This is a genomic window from Phytopseudomonas flavescens, assembly GCF_900100535.1.
Lineage (GTDB): Bacteria > Pseudomonadota > Gammaproteobacteria > Pseudomonadales > Pseudomonadaceae > Aquipseudomonas > Aquipseudomonas flavescens.
The window spans coordinates 1-12,835 of sequence record NZ_FNDG01000019.1; the positions used below are offsets into that span (position 1 = coordinate 1).

Consider the following 12,835-nt stretch of genomic DNA (forward strand, 5'->3'; position numbering starts at 1 on the left):
GGCGGCGGCCAGGTCGGCATTGTTGGCAGCGGCCTGCTGATACACCGACATCAGGTCGGTGCGTACCGACAGCGGGGCCGGATCTGCCCAGGCCGTGGCGGTTGAGGCAGCGGTCACGGCAACGGCCAGGGAGAGTCTGCGCAGCATGTCAGCGAATCCTAGAGTGGGCAGTAGTCGGCGAGACTAAGCCCGGCCATCGGGGTGGTCAAGGCGCGCGGTGATGGGCAGGCAGGCGTCACTATCCGACCTGCGGGTCCTGCCGGCGTTGCTGCGGCGGGCAGCTGTCAGTAGACTGGCCGAGTTCTTGTCGGGGTGCCTCGAATCGGAGGCTGAGATCGGATAGTTCCGGATCCCGTTGAACCTGATCAGGTTAAGGCCTGCGTAGGGAACAAGAGGTATCCACCTCTACAGATCGTTTGAAAACGTGTGCGATGGCACGCGGATAGTTTTCAGCGACCTGCATGGTGGAAACCCCCGCACCGCGTTCGCGGTGCGCCCGCGCCCTGGCTGTTCGAGCATGCCGGCGCTCTCACGAATCCTGCATGTTCAAACAGCTTTGGCGTGGTGTTGCTTCATCACGTCCATCAGGTTCGCTCCGACATCAAGCCGAGGAGCCAACCGATGAGCGTCAAACAACAACAGAACCTCAGTGAGTCCGCCCAGGTCGACCAGCAGTCGATCCAGCCCTTTCCCCGTTCGCAGAAAATCTACGTCCAGGGCACGCGAGCGGACATTCGCGTGCCGATGCGCGAAATCAGCCTGGATGTCACACCCACTGACTTCGGTGGCGAGATCAATGCCCCGGTCACCGTCTACGACACCTCCGGCCCCTATACCGACCCGAGCGTCACCATTGACGTGCGCAAGGGCCTTGCCGACGTGCGCAGCGCCTGGATCGAGGATCGTGGCGATACCGAGCGCCTCGATGGCCTGTCCTCGGAGTTCGGCCAGCGCCGTCTGGCCGATGCCGAGCTGACCAAGATGCGCTTCGCCCATGTGCGCAACCCGCGCCGCGCCAAGCCCGGCAAGAACGTCAGCCAGATGCATTACGCGCGACAGGGCATCATCACGCCGGAGATGGAATACATCGCCATCCGCGAGAATATGAAGCTCGCCGAGCACCGCGCGGCCGGGCTGCTCAAGGAGCAGCATGCCGGCAACAGTTTCGGCGCCAGCATTCCCAGGGAAATCACCGCCGAGTTCGTTCGTGACGAAGTGGCCCGTGGCCGCGCCATCATTCCCGCGAACATCAACCACACCGAACTGGAACCGATGATCATCGGTCGCAACTTCCTGGTGAAGATCAACGGCAACATCGGCAACTCGGCGCTGGGATCGAGCATCGAGGAAGAAGTCGCCAAGCTGACCTGGGGCATTCGCTGGGGGTCGGATACGGTGATGGATCTGTCCACCGGCAAGCATATCCACGAAACCCGCGAATGGATCATCCGCAACTCGCCGGTGCCGATCGGTACCGTGCCGATCTACCAGGCGCTGGAGAAGGTGGGCGGCGTGGCCGAAGACCTGACCTGGGAGCTGTTCCGCGACACCCTGATCGAACAGGCCGAGCAGGGCGTCGACTACTTCACCATTCACGCCGGTGTGCTGTTGCGCTATGTGCCGCTGACCGCCAAGCGGGTTACCGGCATCGTCAGTCGCGGCGGTTCGATCATGGCCAAGTGGTGCCTGGCCCACCACAAGGAGAATTTCCTCTACACCCACTTCGAGGACATCTGCGAAATCATGAAGGCCTACGACGTGTCCTTCTCCCTGGGTGACGGCCTGCGCCCGGGCTCCATCGCCGATGCCAATGACGCCGCGCAATTCGGCGAGCTGGAAACCCTTGGCGAGCTGACCAAGATTGCCTGGAAGCACGATGTGCAGTGCATGATCGAAGGCCCGGGCCACGTGCCGATGCAACTGATCAAGGAGAACATGGACAAGCAGCTCGAATGCTGCGACGAGGCGCCGTTCTATACCCTGGGTCCGCTGACCACCGATATCGCGCCAGGCTACGACCACATCACCAGTGGCATCGGTGCGGCGATGATCGGCTGGTTCGGCTGCGCCATGCTCTGCTACGTCACCCCCAAGGAGCATCTGGGGCTGCCCAACAAGGATGACGTGAAGACCGGCATCATCACCTACAAGATCGCCGCCCATGCGGCCGACCTGGCGAAGGGGCACCCGGGGGCGCAGATCCGCGACAACGCGCTGAGCAAGGCGCGCTTCGAATTCCGCTGGGAAGATCAGTTCAATCTCGGCCTGGACCCGGATACCGCGCGCGCGTTCCACGACGAGACCCTGCCGAAGGACTCGGCCAAGGTCGCTCACTTCTGCTCCATGTGCGGGCCGAAGTTCTGCTCGATGAAAATCACGCAGGAAGTGCGCGAGTACGCCAAGGTCAACGGTCTGTCCGACGACAGCAAGGCGGTCGAGGCCGGCTTCAAGGAACAGGCCGAGCGCTTCAAGGAAGAGGGTTCGGTGATCTACCGGCAGGTGTGACGCTCAGCCGGGTGATCGGCAAGGTTGCCGCTCACCCGGCCTTCTCTCAGCGTGCTGCGGCGCCGGGCATGTAGGCCGGGCGCAGGATGCCCTGCAGTTGGCTGTAGGGAATCTTGATCTCCGGGTGGCCGTCGGCGTAGGGCGCCAGGCGGGCGACATCGTACTTGAGCATCAGCGCATCGGGGTTGAGGGCGATGTTCGGCGTGCGCTCGAAGGGCCAGCTCTGGCGGTACTCGGCGTCGTCGCCATGCCCCTGGGCGATCAGCCAGGCCTGGTGGGCACGCTGGGCGATCTGCCAGAACGCCGCTTCCTCGCCGGGGACGATGAAGTCCTGCAGGCTCAGCACCTTGTCCAGCTCACGGTCATAGTTCAGGTAGGTGCGCCCTGGCACCCCATGGGCGCCACCGATGAAGTGGTAGCTCGACAGTTCGATGACCACCAGACGGTCATGCTGACTGATTACCTTGTCCTGCAGATAGCTGACCCAGCCAGGCTTCCCATTGGCGAGAAACTCACGCTCATGATCGGCCAGCGAGTGCGGTCGATTGCCGGTGGCGGCGTTCACCAGGTCAAGCAGGGTCGACTCGATGCGCGCGTTGAGCTGGGGCCGGTCGCTCAGGCGCTGCAGGTCGATATTGACCAGCGGACAGTCCTGGGCTGCGCAGCCGGGTGTCTTGTGTTCCCAGCGCGTTTGGCTGCTGGCGAGAGCTGCAGGGGTTTGCGGGCCGGACAGGCTCTGGCAGGCAGCGAGCAGCAGGCCCAGGCTGAGGAGGGCGCCGAGGCGGGCAGGGATGGATGGTTTCATGCAGGAAAAGCCATTGGCGAAGGACGGGCGTTCGACTGCCTGGTGGCAGGGGAGTTCGCGATTATTCGCCAATCCGGGTGGATCGGCCAGGCTTTCGATGCGTCGCTTGCGGGAGAGGCGCAACAGCCCCTAGGATGGGTTCAATACGCACGCAACCAGAGAACAGCAGATGACCGAGACCTTTACCCCCGGCCCGGATGCGGTGGAAATCATCGAACGTGAGGAGTGCTTCCGCGGTTTCTACCGTCTGGATCGCTTTCACCTGCGCCACCAGCAGTTTTCCGGCGAGATGGGGCCAGTGCTCCGCCGTGAACTGTTCATCCGGCACGATGCCGTGTGCGTGCTGCCCTACGATGCGGTGACCGACAGCGTGGTGCTGGTCGAACAGTTCCGGGTCGGCGCCATGCACAAGGCGGCCAACCCCTGGTTGGTCGAGCTGGTGGCCGGGTTGATCGACAAGAACGAGGAGCCCGACGAGGTGGCGCTGCGCGAGGCCGAGGAAGAAGCCGGGCTGACGCTGACCTCGCTCTGGCCGATAACCCGCTATTTCCCGTCGCCGGGCGGCTCCGACGAATTCGTCCACCTGTTCCTCGGTCGCTGCGACAGCGCCGGTGTGGGCGGCATACACGGCCTCGAAGAAGAGGGCGAAGACATTCGCGTGCAGGTCTGGCCCGTCGAGGATGCCTTGCAGGCGGTCAGGGATGGGCAGATCAACAACGCGGCGAGCATTATCGCCTTGCAGTGGCTGGCGCTGAACCGCGCCGAGGTAAGGGGCCTATGGGGGTAAATCTGCTGCGCGAGCGCTACCGGGTCGATCTGATCGAACTGCAGGCTGCTTGCGAGGCCAATTACGCGCGGCTGATGCGCCTGCTGCCCGGCATGCGTGATGCGCAGGGCGCGCGACGTGTGGCGCTCAGTCAAGGTGAGCGGCAACTTGGCGTGCTGGCGCTGGAAGTGGTGGAGACCTGTCCGTATACCTCTACGGTACAGGTGCGCCAGGAGCACAGTCTGCCCTGGCTGCCGGTGCCACAGCTGGAAGTGCGCGTCTATCACGACGCGCGCATGGCCGAGGTCACCGGTGCGCAGAGTGCGCGACGCTTTCGCGGCATCTATCCTTATCCCAATGCCGCCATGCACCAGCCGGACGAGAAAACCCAGCTCAATGTGTTTCTCGGGGAATGGCTGAGCCATTGCCTGGCATGCGGGCATGAAACCGAGCCGATGCTCTAGGCTGGCTATTTGCCACGATAATGCTTCGGATTCTGTGAACCAGTCCCCGTTCGCAGGTTTACCCGGCTACATCGCGATTCCATAATTTACGGATCCCATTCAAGGAGAAGCACCTTGTCGAGTGCGTCCGTATCCATCCCCGCCGATTCGTCGGTCCTGCTGGTGCAACTCACCGACAGCCACCTGTTCGCCGATGCAGGGGGCAGGCTGTTGGGCATGGAGACCGCCGACAGCCTGCGTCGGGTGGTCGACCTGGTGCGCCGGGAGCAGCCGGCCGTCGACATGATCCTGGCGACCGGCGACCTGTCCCAGGACGGCAGCCCGGCATCCTACGCGCGCTTTCTCGAACTGAGTGCCGCGCTGAATGCATCGGCCCGCTGGATTCCCGGCAACCATGACGACGTGCTGGCGATGAAAGCGGCTTGCGTGGGCACCGATCTGCTCGAGCCCGTGGTGGATTTCGGCCACTGGCGGCTGATCATGCTCGACTCGTCGATCCCGGGCGCGGTGCCCGGTTACCTCCAGGAACCGCAACTGGCGCTACTCGAGCGGGCCTTGAGCGAGGCGCCTGATCGTCATCATCTGATCTGTCTGCACCATCATCCGGTGGACATCGGTTGCCAGTGGATGGCGCCGATCGGCTTGCGCAATCCCGAGGCGCTGTTCACCGTGCTGGATCGTTTTCCACAGACACGAGCGATTCTCTGGGGTCACGTCCATCAAGCCATCGACGAGACGCGCGGCACGCTGCGGCTGCTCGCTTCGCCGTCGACCTGTGTGCAGTTCGCCCCCGGCAGCGAGGACTTCCAGGTTGACCGCACCGCTCCCGGCTACCGCTGGCTGCGCCTGCATGACGACGGACGCCTGGAAACCGGCGTGTCGCGGGTCAGTGGCATGGTTTTCGAGCCCGACTACAGCGTGGGCGGCTACTAGCGTCAGTGGCCCCCGGTACCCGCCGTGCGCAGACCCTGCACGAGTGCTTGCGGCGGGTAGGTCGGCACTAGTAGCCTCGCGTCATGACTACCAGCATTCTTTATATCCACGGGCTCAACAGCGCGCCGGCCTCCACCAAGGCCAGCCAGTTGAGCGCTGCGATGACCGCCATGGGGCGGCAGGCGCAACTGCGCGTTCCGGCCTTGCACCACCATCCACGCCAGGCCATCGCCCAGCTCGAGGCGCTGATTGCCGAGCTTGGTCGCCCCGTGCTGGTCGGCAGCTCCCTGGGCGGCTACTATGCGACCCACCTGGCCGAACGGCATGGCCTCAAGGCGCTGTTGATCAACCCGGCGGTGTGCCCACACCGGCTGTTCGACGGCTACCTCGGCCCGCAGCGCAACCATTACAGTGGCGAAACCTGGGACCTGACTGCCGATCACGTGGCGGCATTGGCGGAACTCGAGACACCGCTGCCAACGGACGCCGCCCGCTATCAGGTATGGCTGCAGACTGGCGATGAAACCCTCGATTACCGGCATGCCCAGGCGTTCTACCGGCATTGCGCGCTGCGCATCGACGCCGGCGGCGACCATGGTTTCCAGGGATTCGCCGAGCGCCTGCCCAGGCTGTTCGCTTTCGCCGGCGTAGCGCCCGTGTCCTGACCGGTCGCGCCCGCCCCCCGTTCAATCAGAGCATTTCAGAGACCTATGGCCCAGCAAAACGCCTACAACGCAGATGCCATCGAAGTCCTTTCCGGCCTTGATCCGGTGCGCAAGCGACCGGGGATGTACACCGATACCAGCCGCCCCAACCACCTGGCTCAGGAAGTCATCGACAACAGTGTCGACGAAGCCCTGGCAGGCCACGCCACTGCCATCCAGGTGATCCTCCACGAGGACAACTCCCTGGAAGTGAGCGACGACGGCCGCGGCATGCCGGTGGACATTCACCCGGAAGAGGGCGTGCCTGGCGTCGAGCTGATCCTTACCAAGCTGCACGCCGGCGGCAAGTTCTCCAACAAGAACTACCAGTTCTCCGGCGGCCTGCATGGTGTGGGCATCTCGGTGGTCAACGCCTTGTCCACCCGGGTCGAGGTGCGGGTCAAGCGCGATGGCAACGAGTATTCCATGGCGTTCGCCGACGGCTTCAAGTCCAGCGACCTGGAAGTGATCGGTACGGTTGGCAAGCGCAACACCGGCACCAGCGTGCATTTCTGGCCGGATGGCAAGTATTTCGATTCGCACAAGTTTTCGGTCAGTCGCCTCAAGCACGTGCTCAAGGCCAAGGCCGTACTGTGCCCAGGCCTGGCGGTGAGCTTCCATGACAAGGCCAGCGGTGAGCGGGTCGAATGGCTCTTCCAGGATGGCCTGCGCTCCTACCTGGTCGACGCGGTCAGCGAGTACGAACGGCTGCCCAACGAACCCTTCTGCGGTAGCCTGGCCGGCAACAAGGAAGCGGTGGACTGGGCCTTGTTGTGGCTGCCGGAAGGCGGTGACTCGGTGCAGGAAAGCTACGTCAACCTGATCCCCACCGCCCAGGGCGGAACTCACGTCAACGGGTTGCGCCAGGGCCTGCTGGACGCCATGCGCGAATTCTGCGAGTTCCGCAACCTGCTGCCCCGCGGGGTCAAGCTGGCCCCTGAGGATATCTGGGAGCGGATCGCTTTCGTCCTGTCGATGAAAATGCAGGACGCCCAGTTCTCCGGGCAGACCAAGGAGCGCCTGTCTTCCCGCGAGGCGGCTGCGTTCGTCTCCGGTGTGGTCAAGGATGCTTTCAGCCTGTGGCTCAACGCTCATCCGGAGTTAGGCCAGCAGTTGGCCGAACTGGCCATCAGCAATGCCAGTCGCCGCCTCAAGGCGGGCAAGAGGGTCGAGCGCAAGAAGATCACCCAGGGCCCGGCGCTGCCCGGCAAGCTGGCCGATTGCGCTGGCCAGAATCCGCTGCGTTGCGAGCTGTTCCTGGTCGAGGGGGATTCTGCCGGCGGCTCCGCCAAACAGGCGCGGGACAAGGAGTTCCAGGCGATCCTGCCGCTGCGCGGCAAGATCCTCAATACCTGGGAAGTGGATGGTGGCGAGGTGCTGGCCAGCCAGGAAGTGCACAACATCGCCGTGGCGGTCGGCCTCGATCCCGGCTCCAGCGATCTGAGCCAGTTGCGTTACGGCAAGATCTGCATCCTCGCCGACGCCGACTCCGACGGCCTGCACATCGCCACGCTGCTCTGCGCGCTGTTCGTGCAGCATTTCCGGCCTTTGGTGGACGCGGGGCATGTGTACGTGGCCATGCCGCCTCTTTACCGCATCGACCTCGGCAAGGAAATCTACTACGCCCTGGATGAGCCCGAGCGCGACGGCATTCTCGACCGCCTGGTGGCCGAGAAGAAACGCGGTAAACCGCAGGTCACCCGCTTCAAGGGCCTTGGCGAAATGAACCCGCCGCAACTGCGCGAGACCACCATGGACCCCAACACCCGGCGCCTGGTGCAGCTCACCCTCGAGGACTACGACGGGACTCGCGAGGTGATGGACATGCTGCTGGCGAAGAAGCGTGCCGGCGACCGCAAATCCTGGCTGGAGTCCAAGGGTAACCTGGCGGAGGTGCTGCTCTGATGCGGCGACTGCTCGGCGCCGTGCTGTTTTCGGCTCTGACGCCGGTGCTGGCCGATACCCCACTCGAGGAACTCACGCTGCTCAGCGAACACCCGGTCGCCGGCATGGAATCGGGCAATCTGTCCGGCCTGGCCTGGTGCGGCGACGCGCTGTGGGCGGTATCCGACCGTGACGACGATCGCCTCTACCGCCTCGACTCGTCCGCGCGCATCTGGCAGGCCGAGGCCGAACGTTTCGTGGCGCCGCCAGCGCCAGTGATGCCGCTGCCCTGGGGCCTGCGCATGCGTGCCTGGGTGTCCGGGCTGGTGCGCGGTGGCCATCTGGACTTCGAGGGTATCGCCTGCGACGCCAAGGGCAATCGCTACCTGATCAGCGAAAGCCATGCTGCGGTACTGCAGGTGCCACCCGCCGCCGATGCGCAGTGGCTGGCATTGCCCGAGGGCATGGTGCGCCAGGCACGGGCCAGCGGCATGCTGCTGCATTTCAACTCGCAGTTCGAGGGTATCGCCGTCGATCCGGCTGGCGAGCGCCTGTGGCTGGCCGCCGAGAAAGAGCGGCGTGGGCTGGTGGTGGTGCATCACCGTCGTGCCACCTGGCGCTGCGAAGGCGGCTGCGTGTTGCTCAGCGAGGGCGGCGAGGAGGCCTCGCCCAACGCGCTGGGCGGCGTGTCCGCGCCGGTGGATTTCTCCGCCCTGGCCTTTCACCAGGAGAAGCTCTTCACCCTGGAGCGTCAGGCCCATCGCATCTGCCGCCGCGCCGCAGACACCGGTGACGTCGAGCGGTGCTGGTCGTTCGCCGCGCAGGCACTCACCGCTGAGCGTCGCTATCCGGTGAACTATGGGGTGGCCGAGGCGCTGTCGGTGGACGCGCAGGGCGCCTGGATCGGTGTCGACAATGGTGGCCACGCCCGTGCGGACGGCGAGCGCCGCCCGCTGGTCTGGCGTTTCGCGGCGCCTGCCGGTGGCTGGGAGGCGGCGCGGTGAGCGAGCAGGCTGTCGGCCGTCGTGCCGGCCGGGTGATGCTGGTGCTGGCCTGGGGCGCCGGGCTGCTGCTGGCCACGCATTTCTTCGGCAAATGGGAAGATGGCAAGAGCCATCCCAACCGCCAGCCGCAGTCGGTTCATGGCAGCGACTATGTCGAGGTGCGCCTGGCCAGCAGCCAGGGTGGGCATTATCTGGTCGATGGACTGATCAACGATGACCCGGTGACCTTTCTGCTCGATACCGGTGCTACCCAGGTCGCGATACCCAGCCAGGTGGCCCGCCGCCTGGGCCTGCAATCTGGCGCGCCGGTGCAGATCAGCACCGCCAATGGCCGTGCCACGGCGCATCGCACGCGTCTGGCGCGTTTGCAGCTTGGCGATATCGTCCTGCAAGACGTGTCCGCGCTCATCGCCCCGGGCATGGATGGCGACGAAATCCTGCTGGGCATGAGCGCCTTGAAACAACTTGAATTCAGTCAGCGCGACGGCACCCTGATGCTGCGCCAATCAACCTTGCAATGAGGCACGCATGAGCGAAACCCTCGATCTGAGCCTGGACGGTGTCGAACGCCGCTCCCTTGCCGACTTTACCGAGCAGGCTTATCTCAACTATTCGATGTACGTGATCATGGATCGCGCGCTGCCGCACATCGGCGACGGCCTCAAGCCCGTGCAGCGTCGTATCGTCTATGCCATGAGCGAACTGGGCCTGGATGCCGATTCCAAGCACAAGAAATCCGCGCGTACCGTCGGCGACGTGCTCGGCAAGTTCCACCCCCACGGCGACTCGGCCTGCTACGAGGCCATGGTGCTGATGGCGCAGCCGTTCAGCTACCGCTACACCCTGGTCGATGGCCAGGGCAACTGGGGTGCGCCGGACGATCCCAAGTCGTTCGCCGCCATGCGCTACACCGAGGCGCGGCTGTCCCGCTATTCCGAAGTGCTGCTGAGCGAACTCGGCCAGGGCACGGTGGACTGGGTGCCGAATTTCGACGGCACGCTGAACGAGCCGGCGACCCTGCCGGCACGCTTGCCCAACCTGTTGCTCAACGGCACCACCGGTATCGCCGTGGGCATGGCCACCGATGTGCCGCCGCACAACCTGCGTGAGGTCGCGGCCGCCTGCGTGCGCCTGCTCGACGAGCCCAAGGCAACGGTGGAGCAACTCTGCGAGCACGTGCTCGGCCCGGATTACCCGACCGAGGCAGAGGTCATCACCCCGCGAGCCGATCTGCTGAAGATCTACCAGACCGGTCGTGGCTCGATACGCATGCGCGCGGTGTACAGCGTCGAGGACGGTGACATCGTGATCACCTCGCTGCCCCATCAGGTGTCTGGCGCCAAGGTGCTGGAGCAGATCGCCGCGATGATGCAGGCCAAGCCATCGAAGGCGCCGCAGATCGCCGATTTGCGCGACGAGTCCGACCACGAGAACCCCTGCCGCATCGTGATCATCCCCACCGGCAGCCGGGTCGATCACGACGCGCTGATGCAGCACCTGTTCGCCAGCACCGATCTGGAGTCCAGCTACCGGGTCAACACCAACGTCATCGGCCTCGACGGCAAGCCGCAGGTCAAGGATCTGCGCACCCTGTTGGTCGAGTGGCTGCAGTACCGCGTCGGTACCGTGCGCCGTCGCCTGCAGTTTCGCCTGGACAAGGTCGAACATCGCATGCACCTGCTGGAGGGCCGCTTGATCGCCTTCCTCAACCTCGATGAAGTGATTCACATCATTCGTACCGAGGATCAGCCCAAACCGGTGCTGATGGAGCGCTTCGGCCTCACCGAGATACAGGCCGAATACATCCTCGAAACTCGCCTGCGGCAACTCGCCCGCCTGGAAGAGATGCAGATCCGCGGCGAGCAGGACGCGCTGAGCAAGGAACGCGACAAGCTGCTGGCGCTGCTGGGCAGCGAGACCAAGCTGAAGAAGCTGGTGCGCAAGGAAATCATCGAAGACGCCGAGAAGTACGGCGATGATCGCCGTTCGCCGATCGTCGAGCGTGCCGAGGCCAAAGCGTTGTCCGAGCACGATCTGCTGCCGAACGAGAAGATCACCGTGGTGCTCTCGGAAAAAGGCTGGGTGCGCTCGGCCAAGGGGCACGAAATCGATGCCACCGGCCTCTCCTACAAGGCGGGCGATGGCTTCAAGAGCGCAGCGCCGGGACGCTCCAACCAGTACGCGGTGTTCATCGACTCCACGGGACGTAGCTATTCGCTTGCCGCTCACACCTTGCCGTCGGCCCGTGGCCAGGGTGAACCGCTGACCGGTCGCCTGACGCCGCCGCCGGGTGCCAGCTTCGAATGCGTGCTGTTGCCCGATGATGAGGCGTTGTACGTGATCGCCTCGGACGCCGGCTACGGTTTCGTGGTCAAGGGTGAAGACCTGCAGGCCAAGAACAAGGCTGGCAAGGCCCTGCTCAGCCTGCCCAACGGCGCGCGGGTGGTGGCGCCGAGGCCGTTGGCCAACCGCCAGGAGGACTGGCTGGCGGCCGTCACCACCGAGGGGCGCCTGCTGCTGTTCAAGGTCGTCGACCTGCCGCAACTGGGCAAGGGCAAAGGTAACAAGATCATCGGCATCCCGGGTGAGCGTGTCGCCAGTCGCGAAGAATACCTCACCGGCCTGGCCGTGCTGCCCCAGGGCGCTACCCTTGTATTGCAGGCTGGCAAGCGTACGCTGTCCCTCAAGGCCGACGACCTCGAGCATTACAAGGGCGAACGTGGCCGACGCGGCAATAAATTGCCACGCGGATTTCAGCGTGTCGATGCGTTGCTGGTCGAATAGGGCATGCTGGCCAATGGCCTGCCACTGGAGTTGCGGGCCGGTTTGACGGATGATACGGCCTTTCATGGGCCTGCCTGGCGGCGGGCTCTATGCCATTTTTTCGGGTCAAGGCGTTCGATGGCAGGCGCATTGCATAGGGACAGGGATTATTGGGTACCCCGCCGGGCGTTTGCCGACGTGGTGATTTACCTATTTTTTGTTTTTTGACCCTTTACCTGTAGCCACGGTCGCTGGCGATACTGCCAGCTGGAATACATTGATGATTGTTAAGCGGCTTCCTCTCACGCTTCTCCTGGCTGGTCTGCTGACGCTGACCGGCTGTTCGCATTTCATGCCGGTCTCGCTCTATCAGCTCGATGGCGGTCAGAGTGCCGCCAAAACCGCCGACAAGAACGGGATGAGCGTATTGCTGGGCCCCATTACCGTGGCGGATTACCTGCAGCGCGAAGCGCTCCTGCAGCGCCAGGCCGATGGCAGCCTGAGTCCCGCTGGCGGTGCCCGCTGGGCGGGCAGCCTGGCCACCGATCTGGACCGTCAGGTATTGCGCCAGCTGTCCAGCCGGATCAACAGCCAGCGCCTGGTGCTCGCCTCCGACAACCCGGGGTTCAAGGCTCAGGTGCAGGTGCTGTTGTCCGTGACCCGCCTGGACTCCGGCCCGCGTCAGCCGGCCGTGCTCGAGGCGCAATGGCGGCTGGTGGGGCGCGATGGGCAGTTGCTCGATACCCGGCTTGTGCATCTGGAAGAGCGGCACAAGGGGCCTGTCGCCGATCAGGTGCGGGCCCAGAGCGCCGTGGTGCAGAAACTGGTCGAGCAATTGGCGAGCGCGGTGAAGAGCCACGGCAATGCCCCGATCGCTGCCGAGGAACCACGCAAGAAAGCCCCGGTTCCGGCCGCGCGCCAGCAACCACCGAAAATGCCGGTGGCCGAGCCGATCCGTATCGATGCGGAAGTGTTCCGCTTCTGACCCTGGCTAGCCAGGCTGCGCC

Annotated in this window: 11 protein-coding genes, 1 pseudogene and 1 riboswitch; of the genes and pseudogenes, 10 read left to right on the forward strand and 2 right to left on the reverse strand. The window is 64.5% G+C overall.

Translation table 11 applies throughout. The features are described from left to right. Window positions 1-147 (reverse strand): annotated as a pseudogene (locus BLR94_RS28040) (channel protein TolC); the annotation flags it as partial. A 151-nt stretch (window positions 148-298) separates the two neighbouring features. Continuing rightward, a riboswitch (TPP riboswitch) is annotated at window positions 299-405 on the forward strand. Window positions 406-621: 216 nt separating this feature from the next. Here BLR94_RS28040 and thiC point away from each other — a divergent pair. Next, window positions 622-2,505 carry a phosphomethylpyrimidine synthase ThiC gene (gene thiC / locus BLR94_RS20650; protein WP_084308905.1) on the forward strand — a complete coding sequence of 628 codons (1,884 nt, stop codon included), beginning with the start codon at window positions 622-624 and terminating at the stop codon, window positions 2,503-2,505. A gap of 46 nt (window positions 2,506-2,551) precedes the next feature. On the opposite strand, the gene BLR94_RS20655 is transcribed toward thiC, so the two are convergent. Further along, window positions 2,552-3,310, reverse strand: a complete 759-nt coding sequence (locus tag BLR94_RS20655; RefSeq protein WP_084308906.1) for a DUF3298 and DUF4163 domain-containing protein — start codon at window positions 3,308-3,310, stop codon at window positions 2,552-2,554. Window positions 3,311-3,479: 169 nt separating this feature from the next. Between BLR94_RS20655 and BLR94_RS20660 the strand changes: the two genes are divergently transcribed. The 9 genes from BLR94_RS20660 (at window position 3,480) to BLR94_RS20700 (ending at window position 12,813) form a co-directional block, all read left to right on the forward strand. Next, window positions 3,480-4,097: an NUDIX domain-containing protein gene (locus BLR94_RS20660; protein ID WP_084308904.1), complete on the forward strand. Its 618-nt coding sequence runs from the start codon at window positions 3,480-3,482 to the stop codon at window positions 4,095-4,097. Then, window positions 4,088-4,540 (forward strand): DUF1249 domain-containing protein, encoded by a 453-nt coding sequence (locus BLR94_RS20665; RefSeq protein ID WP_084308903.1) that lies wholly within the window; start codon window positions 4,088-4,090, stop codon window positions 4,538-4,540. Before BLR94_RS20660 ends, BLR94_RS20665 begins: the two co-directional genes overlap by 10 nt. A gap of 114 nt (window positions 4,541-4,654) precedes the next feature. After that, window positions 4,655-5,473 (forward strand): 3',5'-cyclic-AMP phosphodiesterase, encoded by an 819-nt coding sequence (gene cpdA / locus BLR94_RS20670; RefSeq protein ID WP_084308902.1) that lies wholly within the window; start codon window positions 4,655-4,657, stop codon window positions 5,471-5,473. Window positions 5,474-5,556: 83 nt separating this feature from the next. Further along, complete coding sequence (locus BLR94_RS20675; protein WP_084308901.1) at window positions 5,557-6,138, forward strand: YqiA/YcfP family alpha/beta fold hydrolase; 582 nt, start codon at window positions 5,557-5,559, stop codon at window positions 6,136-6,138. 45 nt (window positions 6,139-6,183) lie between these two features. Continuing rightward, on the forward strand, window positions 6,184-8,082 hold the full coding sequence (parE, locus tag BLR94_RS20680) for a DNA topoisomerase IV subunit B (protein WP_084308900.1): 1,899 nt from the start codon (window positions 6,184-6,186) through the stop codon (window positions 8,080-8,082). Then, window positions 8,082-9,065: an esterase-like activity of phytase family protein gene (locus BLR94_RS20685; protein ID WP_084308899.1), complete on the forward strand. Its 984-nt coding sequence runs from the start codon at window positions 8,082-8,084 to the stop codon at window positions 9,063-9,065. The genes parE and BLR94_RS20685 overlap by 1 nt, the downstream gene beginning before the upstream one ends. Then, window positions 9,062-9,586, forward strand: a complete 525-nt coding sequence (locus BLR94_RS20690) for a retropepsin-like aspartic protease family protein (RefSeq protein WP_084308898.1) — start codon at window positions 9,062-9,064, stop codon at window positions 9,584-9,586. The genes BLR94_RS20685 and BLR94_RS20690 overlap by 4 nt, the downstream gene beginning before the upstream one ends. A 7-nt stretch (window positions 9,587-9,593) precedes the next feature. Continuing rightward, window positions 9,594-11,849, forward strand: a complete 2,256-nt coding sequence (parC, locus tag BLR94_RS20695; protein WP_084308897.1) for a DNA topoisomerase IV subunit A — start codon at window positions 9,594-9,596, stop codon at window positions 11,847-11,849. Between the two features lie 259 nt (window positions 11,850-12,108). Continuing rightward, window positions 12,109-12,813 carry a PqiC family protein gene (locus BLR94_RS20700; protein WP_084308896.1) on the forward strand — a complete coding sequence of 235 codons (705 nt, stop codon included), beginning with the start codon at window positions 12,109-12,111 and terminating at the stop codon, window positions 12,811-12,813. Window positions 12,814-12,835 lie beyond the last annotated feature (22 nt).

What these genes read in the sequence shown, in the direction of transcription:
- BLR94_RS20665 (WP_084308903.1), top strand. Translation starts at nt 4,088, where the DNA reads ATGGGGGTAAATCTGCTGCGCGAGCGCTACCGGGTCGATCTGATCGAA.
- BLR94_RS20700 (WP_084308896.1), top strand. Translation starts at nt 12,109, where the DNA reads ATGATTGTTAAGCGGCTTCCTCTCACGCTTCTCCTGGCTGGTCTGCTG.
- BLR94_RS20660 (WP_084308904.1), top strand. Translation starts at nt 3,480, where the DNA reads ATGACCGAGACCTTTACCCCCGGCCCGGATGCGGTGGAAATCATCGAA.
- parE (WP_084308900.1), top strand. Translation starts at nt 6,184, where the DNA reads ATGGCCCAGCAAAACGCCTACAACGCAGATGCCATCGAAGTCCTTTCC.
- BLR94_RS20685 (WP_084308899.1), top strand. Translation starts at nt 8,082, where the DNA reads ATGCGGCGACTGCTCGGCGCCGTGCTGTTTTCGGCTCTGACGCCGGTG.
- thiC (WP_084308905.1), top strand. Translation starts at nt 622, where the DNA reads ATGAGCGTCAAACAACAACAGAACCTCAGTGAGTCCGCCCAGGTCGAC.
- BLR94_RS20675 (WP_084308901.1), top strand. Translation starts at nt 5,557, where the DNA reads ATGACTACCAGCATTCTTTATATCCACGGGCTCAACAGCGCGCCGGCC.
- parC (WP_084308897.1), top strand. Translation starts at nt 9,594, where the DNA reads ATGAGCGAAACCCTCGATCTGAGCCTGGACGGTGTCGAACGCCGCTCC.
- BLR94_RS20655 (WP_084308906.1), bottom strand. Translation starts at nt 3,310, where the DNA reads ATGAAACCATCCATCCCTGCCCGCCTCGGCGCCCTCCTCAGCCTGGGC.